Source organism: Alkalinema sp. FACHB-956 (assembly GCF_014697025.1).
In the GTDB taxonomy this organism is placed as follows: domain Bacteria; phylum Cyanobacteriota; class Cyanobacteriia; order Leptolyngbyales; family Leptolyngbyaceae; genus Alkalinema.
Map to the genome: position 1 here is coordinate 62,252 of NZ_JACJRC010000019.1, position 19,228 is coordinate 81,479.

General features: G+C 51.8%; 17 protein-coding genes and 1 pseudogene. 5 read left to right on the forward strand and 13 right to left on the reverse strand.

Annotation, left to right across the window (positions count from 1 at the left end; all coding sequences use genetic code 11):
* Positions 1-42: 42 nt before the first annotated feature.
* The 3 genes from H6G21_RS18190 to H6G21_RS18200 all read right to left on the reverse strand — a co-directional run bounded on the left by H6G21_RS18190 (position 43) and on the right by H6G21_RS18200 (position 4,516).
* Positions 43-1,209 carry an anhydro-N-acetylmuramic acid kinase gene (locus H6G21_RS18190; protein WP_190574829.1) on the reverse strand — a complete coding sequence of 389 codons (1,167 nt, stop codon included), beginning with the start codon at positions 1,207-1,209 and terminating at the stop codon, positions 43-45.
* A gap of 49 nt (positions 1,210-1,258) precedes the next feature.
* Positions 1,259-3,061, reverse strand: coding sequence for a threonine--tRNA ligase (thrS, locus tag H6G21_RS18195; RefSeq protein ID WP_190574830.1), 1,803 nt, complete (start codon positions 3,059-3,061; stop codon positions 1,259-1,261).
* Between the two features lie 321 nt (positions 3,062-3,382).
* Positions 3,383-4,516, reverse strand: coding sequence for a Gfo/Idh/MocA family oxidoreductase (locus H6G21_RS18200; protein WP_242041913.1), 1,134 nt, complete (start codon positions 4,514-4,516; stop codon positions 3,383-3,385).
* Between the two features lie 304 nt (positions 4,517-4,820).
* On the opposite strand from H6G21_RS18200, the gene H6G21_RS18205 reads away from it, so the two are divergent.
* The gene (locus H6G21_RS18205) at positions 4,821-5,855 is read left to right on the forward strand and encodes a ParM/StbA family protein (protein ID WP_190574831.1); all 1,035 of its coding nucleotides are present in this window, start codon (positions 4,821-4,823) and stop codon (positions 5,853-5,855) included.
* Positions 5,837-6,181 (forward strand): hypothetical protein, encoded by a 345-nt coding sequence (locus tag H6G21_RS18210; RefSeq protein WP_190574880.1) that lies wholly within the window; start codon positions 5,837-5,839, stop codon positions 6,179-6,181. Before H6G21_RS18205 ends, H6G21_RS18210 begins: the two co-directional genes overlap by 19 nt.
* Positions 6,182-6,236: 55 nt before the next feature.
* Here the strand turns inward: H6G21_RS18210 and radC are convergent, their stop codons facing one another.
* Positions 6,237-6,968, reverse strand: coding sequence for a DNA repair protein RadC (gene radC / locus H6G21_RS18215; RefSeq protein ID WP_190574832.1), 732 nt, complete (start codon positions 6,966-6,968; stop codon positions 6,237-6,239).
* Between the two features lie 207 nt (positions 6,969-7,175).
* Between radC and H6G21_RS18220 the strand changes: the two genes are divergently transcribed.
* A complete protein-coding gene (locus H6G21_RS18220) occupies positions 7,176-7,841 on the forward strand; it encodes a TIGR04282 family arsenosugar biosynthesis glycosyltransferase (RefSeq protein ID WP_242041914.1) in 666 nt (221 codons plus the stop codon).
* Between the two features lie 140 nt (positions 7,842-7,981).
* Here the strand turns inward: H6G21_RS18220 and H6G21_RS18225 are convergent, their stop codons facing one another.
* The 7 genes and pseudogenes from H6G21_RS18225 to H6G21_RS18255 all read right to left on the reverse strand — a co-directional run bounded on the left by H6G21_RS18225 (position 7,982) and on the right by H6G21_RS18255 (position 14,523).
* A complete protein-coding gene (locus tag H6G21_RS18225; protein ID WP_190574833.1) occupies positions 7,982-8,566 on the reverse strand; it encodes an SMI1/KNR4 family protein in 585 nt (194 codons plus the stop codon).
* 174 nt (positions 8,567-8,740) lie between these two features.
* Positions 8,741-8,950: pseudogene (locus tag H6G21_RS18230) on the reverse strand (DUF3574 domain-containing protein); the annotation flags it as partial.
* Between the two features lie 467 nt (positions 8,951-9,417).
* The gene (gene mutL / locus H6G21_RS18235) at positions 9,418-11,163 is read right to left on the reverse strand and encodes a DNA mismatch repair endonuclease MutL (RefSeq protein ID WP_190574835.1); all 1,746 of its coding nucleotides are present in this window, start codon (positions 11,161-11,163) and stop codon (positions 9,418-9,420) included.
* An 82-nt stretch (positions 11,164-11,245) separates the two neighbouring features.
* Positions 11,246-12,670 (reverse strand): phosphoglucosamine mutase, encoded by a 1,425-nt coding sequence (glmM, locus tag H6G21_RS18240; protein WP_190574836.1) that lies wholly within the window; start codon positions 12,668-12,670, stop codon positions 11,246-11,248.
* Positions 12,671-12,973: 303 nt separating this feature from the next.
* Positions 12,974-13,273, reverse strand: coding sequence for a hypothetical protein (locus H6G21_RS18245; protein ID WP_190574837.1), 300 nt, complete (start codon positions 13,271-13,273; stop codon positions 12,974-12,976).
* Positions 13,274-13,392: 119 nt separating this feature from the next.
* Positions 13,393-13,998, reverse strand: coding sequence for a DUF3177 family protein (locus H6G21_RS18250; protein ID WP_190574838.1), 606 nt, complete (start codon positions 13,996-13,998; stop codon positions 13,393-13,395).
* Positions 13,999-14,301: 303 nt separating this feature from the next.
* A complete protein-coding gene (locus H6G21_RS18255) occupies positions 14,302-14,523 on the reverse strand; it encodes a Calvin cycle protein CP12 (RefSeq protein WP_190574839.1) in 222 nt (73 codons plus the stop codon).
* A 428-nt stretch (positions 14,524-14,951) separates the two neighbouring features.
* Here H6G21_RS18255 and H6G21_RS18260 point away from each other — a divergent pair, with 428 nt between their 5' ends.
* A complete protein-coding gene (locus H6G21_RS18260) occupies positions 14,952-16,172 on the forward strand; it encodes an FIST N-terminal domain-containing protein (protein WP_190574840.1) in 1,221 nt (406 codons plus the stop codon).
* Between the two features lie 118 nt (positions 16,173-16,290).
* Here H6G21_RS18260 and lepB read toward each other — a convergent pair whose 3' ends face one another.
* Positions 16,291-16,944 carry a signal peptidase I gene (gene lepB / locus H6G21_RS18265; RefSeq protein ID WP_190574841.1) on the reverse strand — a complete coding sequence of 218 codons (654 nt, stop codon included), beginning with the start codon at positions 16,942-16,944 and terminating at the stop codon, positions 16,291-16,293.
* Between the two features lie 407 nt (positions 16,945-17,351).
* Here lepB and H6G21_RS18270 point away from each other — a divergent pair, with 407 nt between their 5' ends.
* A complete protein-coding gene (locus H6G21_RS18270; protein WP_190574842.1) occupies positions 17,352-17,975 on the forward strand; it encodes a peptidoglycan-binding domain-containing protein in 624 nt (207 codons plus the stop codon).
* Between the two features lie 140 nt (positions 17,976-18,115).
* Here H6G21_RS18270 and H6G21_RS18275 read toward each other — a convergent pair whose 3' ends face one another.
* Positions 18,116-19,210 (reverse strand): cysteine peptidase family C39 domain-containing protein, encoded by a 1,095-nt coding sequence (locus H6G21_RS18275; RefSeq protein WP_190574843.1) that lies wholly within the window; start codon positions 19,208-19,210, stop codon positions 18,116-18,118.
* Between the last annotated feature and the right edge of the window lie 18 nt (positions 19,211-19,228).

Below are 19,228 nucleotides of genomic sequence, written 5' to 3' on the forward strand. Positions count from 1 at the left end.
GACAAATTTGCTATAAGGATGAATTGATCTCCCAATGGGAACCTATGCTATCACGCAAATTTTCTCAGTAACTTGGTGAATTTCCCCTAAAAGCACAGGGTACTTGGCTCCCGTCACCTCCGGAAGATTACCAGGAAGCTTCAGAACATGCCAGTAGGCTAACACCGCAAAGGCGATCGCTTCCTTGGCATCTCCATTCAGGCCCACGTCATCGGTGGTCATGACCTGACTCTCCGGTAGGTGTACTTGAATACGAGCCTTCAGGTAAGTATTCCGGCTCCCCCCTCCACAGAGTAAAACTTCCTGGGGAACGCTGGGCAGGAATGTCCGGTAATTGAGGGCGATCGAGGCGGCAGTCAGCTCCGTCAGACTGGCCAAAAAGTCGGCATCGGATAGGTGGGCTAACTGGGCATCGGCCCAACACTGCTGGAAATACTCGGGGCCAAACAGTTCTCGACCTGTCGATTTGGGCGGCGGTTCGCAGAAAAACGGTTGGGTCAGCCAGCGATCGACCAATTCCTGGCAAGGCGTTCCCTGGGCGGCCCAGGATCCGTTGCGATCGTAGGTTTGTTGACCTTGAGATAACTGCGTCACCGCTAGGTCGATCAGCACGTTCGCAGGCCCCGTATCCCAGCCCTGGAGTTTCAGGTTGGGATGCTGCACCTTGGACTGCACCGAGGGCAAATAGGTGACGTTCCCGATCCCCCCGAGGTTTTGCACCGCTCGATCGCGGGTGGGATGGGTCAGCAATGCGGCATCCACGGGGGGCACCACCGGCGCACCTTGGCCCCCCACCGCAATATCCGCCGCCCGAAAGTTGCTGACCGTCGGCACTCCCGTTTTGTGGGCAATCACTTCACCCCGCCCCAGTTGCAAGCTGTAACCGAGGCGATCGGGGGTGGGAGGACGATGGAACACCGTTTGACCATGGGAGCCAATCAGTTGGGCCGGTGGGTGATCCTGGTTGATGGCGATCGCTGCTTCGGCAAAACAGGTGGCGATCGCATCGTCCAGTTCCGCCAGTTCGGCCATGGATAGGGGTGACCCAGCGCATACTGCCAGGATGCGATCGCGCAGATCCACTGGATAGGGATAGGTGGCAAAGGATAGCAGTTCCGCTTGCAGGTCATCCTGTTGGCCGGACAAGTTGACCAATGCTGCATCAATGCCATCAACCGATGTTCCACTGATCAACCCAATGACTCGCATGGTAGCCCCCTTACTCAGTCCTCAAAGTTGCCCTTAAAAATTGCCATGGTTAAAAATTGCCATGGTCTGCGTTGGCGGCCTGTAGACGATCGCAGACTTCAGCCACTGGAATGGATCCCAATTCCCCAGCGGCACGGGTGCGGATGCTCAAGGCGTTGGATTCCACTTCCTTAGCTCCCACCACCGCCATGACCGGAATTTTCTCCTTCTCGGCATTGCGGATGAGTTTGCCCAGGCGATCGCCACTGAGATCCACCTCCGCCCGGATACCCAGCATCTGCATCTTCGCCACCGTTTCCTTGGCAAAGGGGACAAAATCATCCCCTACGGGCAGCAGACGAATTTGCACTGGCGCTAACCAGGTGGGGAAATCCCCTGCATACTCCTCGATCAGAATGCCAATCAACCGTTCCAGGGAACCAAAGGGAGCCCGGTGCAGCATCACAGGTCGTTTGCGCGTCCCATCTTCCGCCACGTATTCCAAATCAAACCGCTCCGGCAAGTTGTAGTCCACCTGCACAGTCCCTAACTGCCACTCCCGCTCCAGGGCATCCTGGAAAATGAAGTCCAGTTTAGGGCCATAGAAGGCTGCTTCACCAATCCCTTCAAAATGCTCCATCCCCAATTTTTCCACAGCATTCCGAATAGCTCCCTGGGCTTTTTCCCAAGCGTCATCGGAACCGATGTATTTGCCTGGATTTTCCGGATCGCGGAAGCTGAGACGGGCTTTGAAATTCTTGAGTTGCAAGCTCTTGAACACACTCAAAATCAAGTCCACCACATTCATGAACTCATCGCTGAGCTGCTCCGGTGTCACAAAAAGGTGGGAATCATCAACAGTGAAGCCCCGTACCCGAGTCAGACCGCCTAGTTCGCCCGATTGCTCGTAGCGGTAGACCGTGCCAAATTCCGCTAACCGCATGGGCAGTTCACGATAGGAGCGCAATTCACTCTTGTAGATCTGAATGTGGAAGGGACAGTTCATCGGCTTCATCACAAAACCGATTTCTTTGTCCTTCTCTTCTTCATTGTCCGCCATCATCGGGAACATGTCTTCTTTGTATTTCTGCCAATGTCCCGAAATTTTAAACAGATCAACACGGGCAATGTGGGGCGTGACGACGGGAAGATAGCCGCGCTTGGTTTGTTCCTGTTTGAGGTAGTCTTCCAAAATCGATCGCAGCAGGGTGCCCTTCGGCGTCCACAGGGGCAGACCGGGGCCAACGGGATCGGCAAAGATAAACAATCCCAATTCTTTCCCCAATTTCCGGTGATCCCGCTTTTGGGCTTCTTCCTTGCGGCGTTTGTACTCGTCCAATTGCTCTGCGGATTGCCAAGCGGTGCCGTAGATCCGTTGCAGTTGGGCTTTGGTTTCATCCCCGCGCCAGTAGGCTCCAGCGACGCTTTCCAGTTCGATCGCCTTGGGATCCAACTCGCTGGTATTGTCCACGTGCGGCCCCGCACAGAGATCCCACCACTGATCGCCGAGGTGATAAAGCGTAATGGGCTCAGTTTTAATATCTGCCAGAATTTCCAGTTTGTAGGGCTCGCCGAGGGCTTTGATGCGTTGTTCAGCTTCTTCCCGACTGACCTCTTCGCGAATCACAGGCAGTTTTTTGTTGATGATTTTAATCATCTCTTTTTTGATTGCCTTGAGATCCTTATCAGTAAAGGGTTCCGGGCTATCAAAGTCGTAGTAAAAGCCGTTCTCAATCCAAGGCCCGATCGTCACTTGGGCTTTGGGAAAGAGCTTTTGCACGGCCATCGCCATGACATGGGACGTGGTGTGGCGGATTTTTTTGAGGTCTTCTGACTCGCTGGTTTTGGGGAGATGAATTTTGTCTTCGGACATGGTGTGACTCCAAATACGGAAGGCCAAGGGATGGCCTAGGGATGGGGAAAAACGCTAGAGATTGGGGACTCGTTAACGTCCCACAGTAGTTCGGGTTCCCCGATCGCCCCAATCGAGAATGGCGTTCCAGTTTTGGAGGTTCCAAAAATCCATAATAATTGTCTGCAATTTTGACTGTACGACTGCCAAAGCACTAGTCTAACGTATCCGATCGCCCCTGAACGGACTCTTTCCAAGTGATTTCATCAGCTCGCAAAAATCTTGGTTCTGGTGGATCTGGGAATCAGAAACCACAATTGATCAGATCCTGATGATTAGACCCTAGATCTCATCATTTAGAAACGGATCGAGCTCTGGCACTTCCACCCACTGATGCATTTCGTTGGATTGGTGGCAGCAGTCCATGATGAGTTGAGAGTAGACCCCTTCTCGCAGGGAGGGCGCGATCGCGGTTTGCTGATCGATACTGTTGACCCATTCGTTAACAACGCGCACGATCGGGGCAATGCGGCCATCGTCAAACACGCGGGGAAAGGCCAAGCGATCGGGCACGGGCAGTTCTGCCAGGGGTTGACCGCCCTGACCGCCCCAGACCTGGAACCCGTGGACGTAATCCTTCTGGTTGCTGCTACCCACCACCAGGGTGCCGCGATCGCCATAGACCTCTAGGAAATGTCCCCGCCCCTGCATCGTGACGGAACTGAGACAGACTTGAATGGGCGTCCCGTCCATCAGTTCGAGGGTAATGTTACTGGTGTCGTCGGCGGTGACGGGTTTGAGGGTGCCCGTAGCGGGATCGGGCCGTTCCAGAATCGAGGTACTGAGGCGAACGGAGACACCCCGCACCGCACCGAAGAGCCAAGTGAGGTAGTCAAAGGCATGGGATCCGATCGCGCCCAAAACTCCACCCCCTTGCTCCTTTTGGGCGTACCAGTTCCAGGGGCGCGAAGCATCAGCGCGGCTGGACACGAGCCAATCGACTTTGATGTAGCGGGGTTGGCCAATGTATCCTTGCTGGATCAATTCCGCAAAAAATTGCCAAGTGGGAATGTAGCGAAACTCAAAGTTCATTGTGGCCGCAAGGGATTTTTCGGCAGCTAAATGGTAAAGTTCCCGAGCTTCGATCGCATTCAGGGCGGTTGGTTTTTCCAGCAGGATATGTTTTCCCGCTGTCAGGGCTGCATTAGCGATGTCGTAATGCGTAAAGGGGGGCGTGGAAATGCTGACAGCCTGCACCTCAGGAAGCGCCAGGATTTCGTCGATCGTGGTGCAAGCGTGGGGAATCTGGTGTGCTTGGGCGATCGCTTGGGCTTTGTCTGGATCCCGATGATAGACGGCCACAACTTGAGTGCGGTGGTGGGTTTGCAGGGCGGGCAAATGAACTTTCTGGCCAAATCCAGTGCCCACGAGGGCCACACCGATCGTTGATGATTCCATTGCAGAGCCAGCCACCATAACTTTCCCCGAATTTCCCGAAAAACCCTTCCCATTCTACCGGAGGCGGGGGATGGCTCCATGGCAACTCGTCAGGATTGTCGCACTGGTTGTAGCCCCAGTTGCTGTGATGAGCAATCTTACTCTGGATAAATAGTACTTATGTATTGACAAGTTCTGCCGGATCAACTAACGTACTAGTGTACTATTTGGGTCGAGATGAATGCAACTGGGGACACCCGATCCCTAGAACCCTGGAGACACCATTTAACACCACCGCCACTGGAGTCCTAAATCCATTGGAGTACAAGATAAGGAGAATCCCATGACGGCGACCTCAACACGTCCCCCTCGCGCCAAGAAGGAAGCCCCCCCGGTTATTGCACCGACGCTCACCAAAACCCTCGCCCTAGATGCGGGGAATTACGAACTGAAATATTGGGATGGCCTGGGCAATCCTAAAGCCATTCGATCAATGCGCTTTCAACTGCCCAAGGGTCGGGATCCCGTGCGCTATTCTGATAGTTCACCGTTAGTCGAGTTACCCAATGGCCTGCGCTTTCACTTCGGAACCCAGGCGTACAAATACCGCCGTCAACAACAGACGGTGATTGAGAATAAAGTAGATTTGGCCAAGCTGCACCTCTATGCCTGTGTGGAACCGGGCGCGATCGTGGATGATGTTTGCCAGATGTCCTTAAACCTGTTTGTCTCCACACCGGAACCGGAGAAACACCGCGATGCCATTAAGTCTCAGCTTTTGGGAATCCATGAGTTCAAGCGTAATGATACGCAGTTTCAAATCACGGTTGAGAAAGTGGAAGTCGAACGGGAAGGCTTAGGTTCCTATCGCTGTGCCCAACGCATGGGTATCATTCACGAGACGGGTTACACGATCGTCATCGATATTGGGGGCGGAACTTGGCTCAGTCGCTTAATTGATGCTGAAGGTGAAGTGATTGACGAAAATGTTATGGATCGCGGAGGAGCCTACGAATTGGCCACGGCGATTAGTTTTGACAAGCGGCTAACCAATGTTTTAGGAACCACAGCAGATCCCGGTGTAATCATGGATGGATTTCGCCATGATCACGCCTATGCAGATACCGGACAATCTTGGAAGGAATGGTTAGAGGAATACTTAGATCCTTGGTATAAGAACATTTTCCGCACAGTGAAATCGCAATATACGCCGTTTATGCCGCGCGTTACACGGTTTTTGATCACAGGGGGGAGTTCCCATTTGATTGCCGATCGCTTGCAGGGCTTTAAACTGTTTGCGGTCATGCCGGAACCCCAATTTGCCAACGTTCGTGGTTTATTTCCTGGAGACACCCAACTATGCATGACAACAAACTAAGACTCAGTGCCGATGTCCTGGAAAAGGCTGAGCAAATTGCGGAGGAATGGGGCTTGAAAAATGCCCGTGCTGCGGTAGAAGCGGTCTTTCGCAAATATGCCGATGAGTACCTGTATGGGCGGCAACAGCCAGCCTACGGCCAGCCGCAGATGTCTGGGCAGTACGTTCAGCCCGCTAGTCCGCTAAACTATCACCCACCGCACTCCCCCTCTCAAATTTCGATGCCTGCCTACGTTCCTTCTACGCCCAGCTTACTTCCCTCACCGACATTTGCGTCGTCGAGTTGTGAAGCGGTGGATGAATTGGATGGGTTACTGAGCTTGTAATGTTTCAGTTAACGTTAAGACAACTGCTGAGTCAGTATTCGATCGCTCAATTGCGCTAATCACCCTGGGGGATTTCGTTCCACAGTGACGTTTGTTCTCGTAGACTAACGAAATCTCCATTCCCCAAAATTAAGTGATCGAGTAAGGGAATACTGAGAACCTGGGCCGCTTTCAACAGTTGTCGGGTGAGGGAAATGTCTTCTGCACTGGGTTCCAGGCTGCCGGAGGGGTGATTATGGGCAACGATCAGCCGTGTCGCCCCTTGCTTAATCACTTCGCGGAAAATTTCCCGAGGGTGGGCCAGGGTTTCCGTCGCCGTCCCGATCGTCACAATTTGAGTCCCCAGCAAACGATTTTTCACATCCAGCAACAGCACCGCAAAGTGTTCTTGACTCTGCCACATCAACTGATGGCTCAGGGCAGCGGCGGCCACGGCGGGATCATCGATCAACGTTTTCTCCGGTGGGCGGGATTGGTAAACCCGTTTGCCCAGCTCGATCGCCGCCAGAATGGTGGTTGCTTTGGCAGGGCCAACGCCGTGGATTTGGGTGAGTTCTGGGATATTGACTTGGCGCAGAACGCTGAGGGGATCCTGTTGATGCTGACTCAGCTCCTGCAAAATTAAATGCCCCAGTCCCACAGCGGACAGTTTCCCTGGCCCTTGTCCTGTCCCGAGCAAAATCGCCAATAATTCCGCCGTCGCCAATGTTTGGGAACCATAGGTCATCAAGCGCTCCCGAGGGCGCTCCGTGGCGGGCATGTCAGTGATTCGAAGGGAATAAGTCATGGAGATGCAGGTCGATCGCGCTTCCCTTTAGTAATCCCCAAGCGATTTTAGGTATATCAGAATTGGGCAGAGAAAAAGCTGAGCAGACTCAGTTATTCTGGCTAACTTCGTGGTGTAATCAAGTCAGGGGTGTAATCAAGTCAGGAGCGGAATCACCAGCTCAGGAATGTAATCAATCATTGGGCAACCGGTTTGGAGGAATGGCAGTTGGAAAGTCGGCGGGGCCGTTTGGTGGTGTTTACGAAGTATCCGACAGCGGGAATGGTCAAAACTCGATTGATTCCAGCCCTGGGTGCAGAGGGAGCCGCCCAATTACATCGGCGATTGGCGGAATACACGATCGCTCAAGCTGCGGATTTTCTTCAGAGCCGGTCGGCAAGGGAGCAGGCGCTGGATATTAATGTAGAAATTCGGTTTGCGGGGGCCGATCAGCCAGCGATGGCTGATTGGTTGGGGACGGAATACACCTATGTGCACCAAGGGGAGGGTGATTTGGGCGATCGGATGGCGCGATCGATCTCCGATGGTTTTGCTCAGGGTTATTCAGCCGTGATTCTGATTGGAACCGATTGCCCTGAGGTGACGCCAGATCTGTTATCAGAGGCATTTTCTCATCTATCAACATCAGATATGGTAATTGGCCCTGCTCTGGATGGTGGCTATTATCTCATTGGAGTTTGCAATAATCCAGGAATTGAATTCTCAAAGTTATTTGAAAATATTCACTGGAGTACCCATGAGGTGTTAGCTAAAACGTTAAATAATGCAAATAGTTTATCGTTAAAAATCAAACAGTTAAAAGTTCTTTCTGACATTGACACACCTGAGGATTTAAAAAATCTTGATTTATACCAATTCAACTCAAATATGTGATTTTTCAAGAAAATATCTATGAAATGTATCTGCATTTTTACTTGCAAACTGGCACGCTCACAAATTCTTGATGAACTTCACCAGTCACCGATCGTACAGTCATCGATCTTAACTTTGTTACGTGACCTGGTTTCATGACTTCAAATTTCATCCAACGTCACAATTGCATTATATTCCTCAGAATAGATATACTCACCAGCCTCCAACCCATTGGCAAACTGTTCCAAAAAATCAGTAAAACTGTTAGCCAATAACCTTCGATCGGCATCATCATGCCACATAGTAATGATCTGACCCATCGTCCCTTGAGGGCCAGGGGCTAAGTCCAGGCATTGATGGTTACCGCCACCCGGATCAGAAGTCAAGGGAATCCATTTAGGATGCCACCAATCCTTGCGAAAGATTTGGCCATCGCCGTCATTTTCAATATCATCGATCGCGCCATCCTCTAAGACTTCATTCCAACTCGTCCACTCCTCCTGAATGCGTTCGATCGAATGCCATTCCCAACCTGCAAAAATCCAGGGCGCTTGACTATCTTGGCCATTGTGCCGCAAGTAGCTATCTCTGACATCGTCAGGCAATCGAATATTTAATGCCTGCTCTAACGCTATAATCGCTTCCTCAGTCGCCGGTGGATTTAGGCCCTCCCAGGCCGAGGGGATATTCTCCTGTAAGCAATCTTCAATTCGTTGCCAAATACGATGTAAAACTTGATTCATCATCCTTTCTAAGCAATTTGATTTTTCCAAGTATTAGGGGCAGATTACTAGGCAGCCGCTTCTAGCCCAGAATATGTTTGAGTCCACTGGGGCATTCCCCGCTAGAGTACCCCAAGGAAGCCAGTCGATCGCTAACGGATGGACTGGTTACACTGACTTGAAGTGAATGGCTGGGATTTAATCAAATGCAAGGTAGACACAACTGGTCAAACGTAAAACAGCTTCTTGCTGGAAGTTACGCTTATACGCTTGAGTAATTTCTACGATCGCTTGCTGTTTATCGGCGCTATTGTCGTGTAGGAGCAGCAGCACTTTACTCGGTTCGCGGATCAGCTTGCCCGATCGATCGAGATATTGCCCAAACCCGTCTACCACGGTCAGTCCCTCCCGAAACCAAGGGGGTTACCGTCGTTTGTAGAAATTGATGCCAGTCGTTTGTAGAAATTGATGCTAGTCGATTAATGAAATTCGATCGCCCTTGGGTTTAGATAATCCAAAAAACAATTCTGTTTTGGTCATTTGTCCTGCTGGACAAGCAACGGATTGGGATGGTGATGATTCAGCTAGGCTGCGATCGACTATCAAAATGACGCTGCCACTAACACCAATAGTCACTCCCAAAGCAATCCATTGGAGACAAGTCATAGAACATAAAATATTTGATTTTATGTGCCACAGAGATTTCTTCCTTGACTGCATAATGATACCTATAACTACGATCGAGGGATTGTTAGGATCCTTATAAAAATAACTTGAGTAACTTCTTAAATACTGTGCCCGTCATATAAGACTTACAAGGTTTCGATAGTGCAATTTAAATTTGTAAGGATCCTTAAATCAAAACGCGATGTAACTTATAACCCATGACTTTTACCAATCACCCAATGGCGACGGAAAAAACGCGATAATGCTGACTCTTCCAACGAAAGGTAAATGGGACGACCGTGGGGACAAGTGTTGGGATTGCGAGTTTGTTGCCACTGATTAATTAGCATTTGCATTTCCACTAATGTTAGCGGCATTCCATTGCGAATCGCCGATCGACAGGCGGTGGCCACCTGCGCCGTTTCTAAGCTACTACCCAAACTCAGTTCCCAGAGGGCATCGGCTAGGTCATCCCGCTCCGACAGCAGCGCCGGGGCATGGCGCACCGCCCAGAGATCTTCCCCAAATTCCTCCACCATCATTCCAATGTGCTGAAGTTGTTCCACCTGACCGATCGTTAACTGTTTGAGAATCACAGGCGGTTCCAAATCCACCAACTGCCAGCGATCGCACAATTGTTCAAACAACACCCGCTCATGGGCAATATGCTGTTCAATCAACCAGAGTCCTGTTGCATGTTCTGCCAGAATATACATGTTATGCACTTGCGCAATCGCTTTTAAGTTGAGCGTATTGGGCCCTGATTCCGTTAGATTGACGCGACGATTCACCGCATAATTTCCAGCGAGTTCCGCTGCTTTCATCACGCCTTGAGTTCGACTGGAAGCACTGGTATTTTCACCATCCAGTTTCAACACCTGTTCGATCGCTTGATTCACCCATTGCTGACACTGTTCTAAATGCTGTAAATAAATTTCTTCTTTAGCAGGGTGACGGTTCCAATCAATCCACTGTGCGGGGACGTGGAGATGCACTAAGCAAATGGGATAGCGATCGCGGGGAACCGTTCGCCGTAGACTGGCAAACAAGGTATTTTCTAATTCAGGAGATTTGACAAACCTTCCATTAATGGCAACCTTCATCCAGTCGGGGCGATGGCGATGGCAACGATCGGGCAATCCCAGTAGCAGTTCAACGGAAATGACTTTAGGGGACGAATCCGGCAACTCAGGAGCCAACGCTACAGCGTCCCGATCGCCTACCGTCAGAGAATCACTAGCGTTATCATCTTCGGGCAACTCGGTAATCTGTTGGCAAGTATAGCGCAGATCCTCTGGACGAATTTGCGGCAGAATTTGCGGTAGCATCGTTTGAAAATTCTTACCGCTCCACAACGTGATCCATTCCCGATCGCCTTGATACACTTGCCAAGTGATGTGCGGATGGCTAAGGGCAATGTGATAAATCGTTTGTTGAATCGTGCGGAGCTGTTGGCTGAGAATCGGTAAACTTTGACGACGAGCGGGCCAATTACCAAATAAATCCTCGATCGTCACGATCGTTCCCGGAGCGATCGCGATCGCCTCCCCCTGCTGCACCTGCCCCAGCCCATCGTACAGCACCCGATGACCTTGACTGGTGTCTTGATTCGTCTCTGCTGGGCAACTGAGAATTTCCAAGCGGGACAACTGGGCCAAACTATGGAGCGCCTCCCCCCGAAATCCGAGGGTTTGGATCTGGCCTAAGTCATCCCGATCGTGAATTTTGCTAGTACTGTGGGGCGCAGCGGCTTGCTGCAAATCCGCCAAGGCCATACCCCGCCCATTGTCCGCCACCCGCACCCGCCATTGTTCCGGCCAGAGCGTAATCGTAATCCGCGTCGCCCCCGCATCGATGGCATTTTCCGCCAATTCCCGCACCACCGCCGCCAGGGAATCAATCACTTCCCCAGCGGCAATCAGGTTAATCACATCGGATGGTAACGATCGAATCACAGCCGAATCACAGCGCCCATATCCCCAGTCTAGAAGGGATTGGCGTTTTTGACTGGTTAATTCGGCGGGGTTATCCAGCGAACTAATCTGCCAGGTGAGTTTCCACCGCAGCCACCAGGTAAGTCGTCCAGGACTCGACTAGATCCACCGTTTCCGCTTCTACCATCACCCGGATCACCGGCTCCGTCCCCGAAGCCCGCACTAAAATCCGACCCCGATCGCCCATGGCCGCCTCAGCTTTAGCGATCGCGGTCTGCACCGGTTCGCAATCCTGCCAATTTAACCGGCGATCGCGATTTTCCACCCGCACATTGCGCAGCACCTGGGGATAGGTCTGGAAACTGGTGTCGATCAAATCCGCCAAAGTACCCCCCGATTGCTGGATCAAGCTAGCTAAATGCAAAGCCGTCATCAGTCCATCGCCGCTCACCCCGTAGTGGGGACACAGGATATGGCCGGATTGCTCCCCGCCCAGCATCGCTCCCGTTTTCACCATTTCCGCATGGACATACTGATCACCCACCGCTGCCCGAATCAACTGGCCACCCAGTTTTTGCCAAGCTCGCTCAAAGCCTAGGTTGGACATCACCGTTGCCACGATCGTCTGGTCTGGCAATTGCCCCAACGCCATCAGATCCTTGCCCCAGAGGTAGAGAATGTAATCCCCATCCACCGTGCGCCCCTGGCCATCCACCGCCAACACCCGATCGGCATCCCCATCAAAGGCAAAGCCCACACAAGCTTGATGTTGTTGGACGGCTTCCCGTAGCGTGGCCAAATGGGTCGAACCGCAATTGACATTAATGCGATTCCCATCCGGCTGTTCATGGAGACAAATGACCTCCGCTCCCAGTTGCCGAAAGGCGATCGCGGCGGTTCGAGTGGCAGCGCCCCAGGCCAAATCCAGCACAATTTTCAAGCCTGTCAGAGGATGGTGCGCTTGATTGAGGAGCGGCATTTGGAGATCTTGCAGATAGCGATCGACCAGCTCAGGGCGATAGGAATGCTGGCCCCACTGATGCGGCGTTGTTTCTATGTGACATAGCCGCCCCCGCAGCGCTGCTTCCACGGTTTGCTGCAATTCTGGAGCCAACTTACTGCCGGAAGCCCCAAAAAACTTAATGCCATTGTCCTCCGGGGGATTGTGGCTGGCGGAAATCATCACCCCACCGATCGCCCCGGTGCCCTGGGTCGAGTGAGCCACCACCGGGGTTGGGCACATCCCCAAGTCCCAGACATCCAAGCCCGCTGAAGTTAACCCTGCCGAGAGCGCCGTCGCTAACATATCACTGGAGTTGCGCGAGTCCCGCCCGAGGACGATCGGGGCATGATCCCCAGCCACATCCCGCAGGACTTGACCGGCCCAGTAGCCCACCTGCATCGCCAAAGGAGCCGTCAGCAGTTCACCCGCCTTGCCGCGAATACCATCGGTTCCAAACAATGCGCCGTCTGGCAAACGCACCATGCCCCAAGACTGACTTTCCCGCTGATTCAAGGACGCAACCATACTCTTTAACTCCTCACTGATACGGACTCAGAATACAGACCCAGAACTTGTTTAGGCTGAGATTTTCACTTTGTCAAGCTGATTTGGATTAAGCTTAGGTCGATCGGGGATCAGCTTTTACTCTCTGCACTTTAACTAACACGATTCCATGGCCCACAATGACCAATCCTAGTAATTATCATCAAAGCAACGAATTGTGGCGTTTTAGGGGCACGGCTCCGGTGAAAAACCTACTCCCTCGATCGAAAACCCCCGGAGATGCTATCCCCAGGGGTTATTGGCTCAGTAAAACAATTTGCTGGTCTACACGCCAGCTTCCGCCATCACCGCTTCAAAGACATCCCAAGACAACCCCTGCGCGATATAACGTGGCGCTTTGGGATTGTAAGGACTTTCCAACCGATCGATCTTGTGAATTCGCGTATCATCCGAAATGATAGGAACATCGGGATCGAAGGCAGTCGGACACATCAACGAGCTGGAAAACCCTTTAAAGATCGCAATTTGGTCTGGTTGACCATTCAGATCTACGCTGACTAGCAAAACTTCTCCTGGACGCTTAACTGTGTACTGCTCCAGGCGACGTGCGATAGAAGCTGTCATGCCGATTCCTTTCTAGTGTGCCTAAAAATCAATCACAGCGGGAAAGATTCTAATAGCCCTAAAAACTCAATTTGTGAAGATGCTATGACGCCTTAGCTGAGCTACCCCAATGGGTTGAGCTAACCAATCGCCGAGCGTTTCCGCTTGTTAAGTCGAAAGAAAATAAAATACCCGAGATAAACAACGTAAATCCCTAAACCAATTAAGCCCAGAATACCCAAAAACCATTCCCGTGTGGTGGGATGGAGCAGAGCTTTGTAGGCGATCGGCGGTTGCAGCCATGCAAGACAGAGAGACTGCCCGACTGAGCCTGCCACAATCGCGTCGCTGGACATGAACGCACATTGTACAACAGGCAATTGCAAGACTGCACCTACCAGGCAGTAAACCGACACAGCCCATCGCCAAGCCGTAAATCCTAACTTCAAGACATTGTTGGGCTGATCCCGCACTTCATCATTCAAATCCACCCAAAACCACAGCGAAATGGGGATCAAAATGCGTGCAAACCAGCCCGAAATGAAGCCTAGAGGGATCACGCCAATGAGTAAATAGGTACTAATCAGCAAGAGGCTCGCCACTCGCCAATAGATCACCATCAGACGCTGAATCGCATCCGCTTGTTGGATGAATGCCCCAATCAACAAAACTAATGGAATCACCACTGCAAACAAGACAGCAAGGCGATAGTCCATCCAGATCAGTGAAGTAACCCAAGGTGCCATAATCTACCGACGTGATATCAACTCCCTACGATAACACCATCCCAAGGCGAGGGAGGGAGCAGGCAAGCAAATTCTGCTGAACGCTTCTAGGCGAGCCTTCAAAATTACTTATCGATCGCTGAACCAAGGGGCAACCTCGCGACCGATCACAGACCCCTTAGAAACACAGACCCCTTAGAAACACAGACCCCTTAGAAATGATCTATCGATACAATAGACAGCACCCACGGATTTAACAAACAAAAATGTAGAACCCATGGGCGCTGCTAAGTTTAGAGGATCTTTTCCGAGGGAACGAGTCCCTTAGTCCTCGTAAATCCGGCATTCTGCGGCTTCCGGATTTTCATCACAGTACTTTTCAAACGTGGTTTGAGGTTTGACTTGGCGCTGGTGAGAAGCTTCAGCTTGCAGTTCTTCAACCGCATCCCAAGCGGCGGCACATTCTTTGGAATTCGCGCCACTGACATCACAGACCGTGCGAGCATTATCGCGCTCTTGCTCAATTTGTTGTTGAATGTCGCTCATAGTTTTTTCCGTCACTCTTCTATAAAGTTGGCTTCGACAATGGTATTTTCGACGATCGCGGACGATCACCGAGGTAAATCATTGGGAGAGAGTAGGGACAGCAGAAGGAACTCGCTCCATAGTTGTTCAGCATTCACAGCGGTTAAACTGGGTGATTAAACAAAATCTGTGGAACGCCTTGACTGAACCTGCCCCTATTGTAACTTGCTTCATTCCCGCAGCAAGGCAAGCCTCGGTTCATGGGGTTGGGTTATCCCCTAGGCTTGAGCATTCTGACCCTAGCTCAACGCCCTTCAGAATGTTTTTAAAGAACGGTAATCTTCCCCTCAGGAATCGAATTCTCTCCAGCGGTCATGTTAGGGTGGGTACATTCAAGCCCATGGAATCTGCTGAGGGATCTGCTGAGAGTGGAAACGAATGTTCGCGCTATGAAATGGTCTAGTGCCTTGTCAACTCGCCCTTCACTGGAAGCGGCGATCGCTGAAGTTGTTGAACAAGCCCAAGCCCAGCTAGGCGTGCCGGCAGATGTCGGTTTCTTGTTTGTTTCATCGGCCTTTACCAGCGAGTACGCTCGGATTTTGCCGCTGCTTCAGCCCCAACTGCCCAACGTCCCAGTGATCGGATGCAACGGGAGTGGCATTATTGGCATCAACAGCCGTGGCACGGTGCGGGAAGTGGAAGATGAGGTGGCGATTAGCTTGATCCTCGGGAGCTTACCAGGAGTCGAGGTTCACCCCTTTTACATCAGCATGGAAACCTTGCCAGACTTGGACAGCGCGCCCAGTGCCTGGGCTGAGTTAGTGGGTTTACCGGAGGCAGCGCAGCCGCAGTTTGTCCTACTCGCGGATCCGTTTTCGACGGGGATTAACGATTTCTTAGCGGGATTAGACTATGCATTTCCCCAATCGCCCAAGGTGGGTGGCATTGCGAGTTCAGGCATTACCAATGGCAGCAGTGGCCTCTTTTGTGTCGATCGCTTCCACCGCAGTGGTCTGGTGGGGATCGCACTGACGGGCAATATTGTGATTGATACGATCGTGGCCCAGGGCTGTCGTCCGATCGGTCAGCCCTACTGTGTGGTAGAAAGCGAGCGCAACATTATCCTCAAAATGGAATCTGAGGCAGAGAATAGCACGATTCAAGGTAGTCCCCTGGAAATGTTGCGGGATTTGATCCAAACCCTCAGTGAGGAAGACAAAGTTTTAGCGCAGTCGGCCCTGTTTGTGGGGGTGGCGCAAACGGAATTTAAGCAGTGTTTAGAGTCCGGCGACTTTTTGATTCGCAACCTGCTGGGATTTGATCCCCGTGAGGGCGCATTGGCGATCGGCGATCGGATTCGCCCCGGTCAGCGCATCCAGTTCCATCTACGGGATGCGGCCACCTCGGAAGAAGACCTAGAAACCCTCCTGCGCAAGTATCAACTCAACGCCATGAACCATTCCAAGGCGCAGGGAGCACTGATGTTTGCCTGTCTGGGACGCGGGGAATCCCTCTACGGTGAGCCGAACTTTGATTCTCAACTGTTCAGCCGCTATGTGGACCATGTCCCGATCGGGGGCTTCTTCTGCAACGGCGAAATTGGCCCCGTTGGTACGACCAGCTATCTGCACGGTTTCACTTCGGTATTCGGAATTTTTCGGGAGAAGTAAGCCATTCTTCTAGGAAGGCAGATAGGAAGCCAGGTAGAAAACCAGGTAGGAAGCCAGGGTTCGCACAGTAGAGGTTGCCACCCATCTACTTTCCCACCCATCCACTCTCCCACCCCCTCTACTTGCTGCTGTAAATGTCCCCCAGCCGATTGAAGGGGAAAAAGCGCACCCAAGCTCGCCCGATAATGTTCTGCCGGGGCAAAAATCCCCAGGCATGGGAATCGTTGCTGTTATTACGGTTATCCCCCATGACGAAGTAATAGTTGTCTGGCACTTGGAAACTCTCGCCTTCCTTCAGTCCTTTGGAAAATAAGAAGGAACAAAAATCCTGGCCGCGCGGAACTAAGGGAACTTGACTCGGACAGTTATAGGCGGGAGGTTCAGCAATGTAGGGTTCCGCGATCGGCTGACCATCGATCGACACTTTGCCTTGATAAACGCCCACGCGATTGCCCGGTTGGCCGATGATGCGTTTGATCAGGGCTTGATCTTTACCATAGCCCTGGCGCTGTAAGGGTTCGGGGGCACTAAAGACCACAATATCCCCAGTTTGAGGGGGATGGAACCAATAGGAAACCTTCTCAACAATCAAGCGATCGTCGGTCAACAAGGTTGGCACCATGGAATCGGAGGGAATGAATCGCGGTTCTGCAATAAAGGTGCGAACCAATAACGCCACAATCAGCGCGATCACGACAATCTGAATATTTTCCCAAACGGACTTCCAACGGTCAGTCCGGTCTGAATTGGATGAATTGGGGTTATTCGCCATAGTTCAACCTAACAACTACTGTCGGATTTCTGAGTCTGGGGTTTCTGCCGCTTCTAGATCGCCAGACTGAAGCCACTGAAGCCAAACAGTCAACTTACCAACAGCCACAATCTATATCAGAAGAATTCAATCATCTGCCATTATCCCGTGCCTTGCCGAATATTCCGCGAAAAAGACCGTCGATCGAGGGTGAACAAAATTTACGGTTGCGAAGATTTTCTGAGTTTCTCGGCCCATCCCAGAAACTGCGTTGCAAAATGGTACGTAAATCAGGAGTCACAAGAATTGGGTGGGTAGTTAGCCCTCACAGAGGATCTCCTGGGAGACTTCCGATCGTCTCTAGTCGTCCTCTCACCATCGTCATTACTGTATCTACTTTTAAGCCATAGGAAATTAGGGAAGAAACGATGACTTTTACCGCAGACCAGCTCACAAGACTTCGCGATAATCTAGACGGCTTAGGCTATCCCATGGGGCCTCGCGGTCTGTTTGGCATTGGCAATGAGCAAAATGCCTTTGATGCGGCGGCCTTAGGGGGCGGCAGCATTACTGCCAATAATTCCATGCGGAGTATCAAGGTTCTGGATGCCTATACCCGATCGGCGATCTATCAATTCCAGCGCGATCGGCAACTGACCGCCGATGGTAAGTTCAGTGCGGATCTCTTGACGCAGGTGGATGGCATAGTCCGCAACTTACAAAACAACTTGAAACTAGTCCTGAAAAAAAGTGACTTACCGCTAACGGGCTATTACGGGATCCAAACCTTCCAGGGCGTCAAGGAATACCAAAAAGCCAAGGGTTTACCCATCACTGGAATTGCCACCCCAGCGATTCAACGGCAACTGAATGACGAAGCCAGAAAGTTGGCTGGGAAACCCACAACCGGCGGATCGACCACACCCCCAGCCGTGGCTCCCAATGACGCAGTAACAAAACTGGCAGCGCTGTCCAGCATCAAGCGCCGCTACCAAAACGGGGATATTCTCACCGACGATTTTGTTAAAGAAGTGATTCAAGCGATTCCCTAGAACCCAATCAACTTGTGATTGCAATCCATCGCGATCCCTCTCAATCCCCCTATCTCCTTCGGAGAGGCTACGTCAAGGAAAAGGGGGATTTTGCAAGAATTTACGTAAATTCTCTACTTTTTTCCAGCACAGCGATCGGCTTACCAGGGACAGGTTGACGGATCGGCGCTACATCCCATGCGCTGAATGGTATTCTGCTCAAATTGGTCAATGGCTAGGGTCGGCGTGTCATTGTTCAGAAAACGTCCGGTGAGGAGTAGGACGGTTAAAGGATCCGCCAGTCCTGTTGCTTTGAGTTTGACGGTGCTTTGGAAGCTGCGAATGCCGTCAGCATCGGGGCTAAATCCTAGTTTCTTCAGAGAGCGATCGATCTGGGACTGGGTTAGTACAACTTCATTGGGCCGAAAGATGGGGACATACTCCTGTCGCCAGCGCGATTGGAGTTCCTCCTGCGTCCAACTGTAATAGCGGCCTTGGGCGGGATCGGCAACAACGACATGATCCTGATCCATTGCCATCAGGGCAACGGCATGGGGTAATCTGCGCCACCCTGCCCCTAGCCAGACGGATAACAAACCGGGGCGATTAATCTTCCAGAGCTGCTCCCAGGTGGCTTGGGTGACTTCCAATCCCGTTAGCCCAAAGCCTTGGGCGGCTTTGATCACCTGCGGATTGGACGTTCCCATACGACTGGTTCCGGCCAGTTGCGCCACTTTGGATTCCGTGGCTTGGGTCATCCCCCAGCGTTGCAGCAAGGTGGCCAAGGCAGAGGGAGCACAGCTACTGGCAGAGGTTTGCTTAAAAACCTGATTGGGCCGCAGGTTGTTTTTCAGTTCGCCATAGATCGGTGACAGGTAGTAGGATTCCACCACGGTAAAACTGATTAAGCCGATTAAGCTCACAGCAACGATCGCGCCCAATTGGACCCGTGCGGTTTTCCAGCTAATGGCGATCGCAAAGCCACAGGCTCCGATTAACAAAACTCGGATCATCAGCCAAGTAATCCGCATTCCCACCACGCGCCAATCCAACGGGAAAAATTGCATCTGCGGCAAATTCACTGCCAGAAATAGCAACAACCCATAGATCAGAATAATGATCCAGGTTTGCCATTCCTGTCCCTTGAGCAAGTCGTTAGCCGTTGCCCCACGACGCAACATCAACTGGCCGAGGCGCGTGCCCCCATAAAAAAATACGGCTCCCAACGCTAGCGTGGCCGGAACAATCCACAGCATGAACTCTTTTTCCTAGAT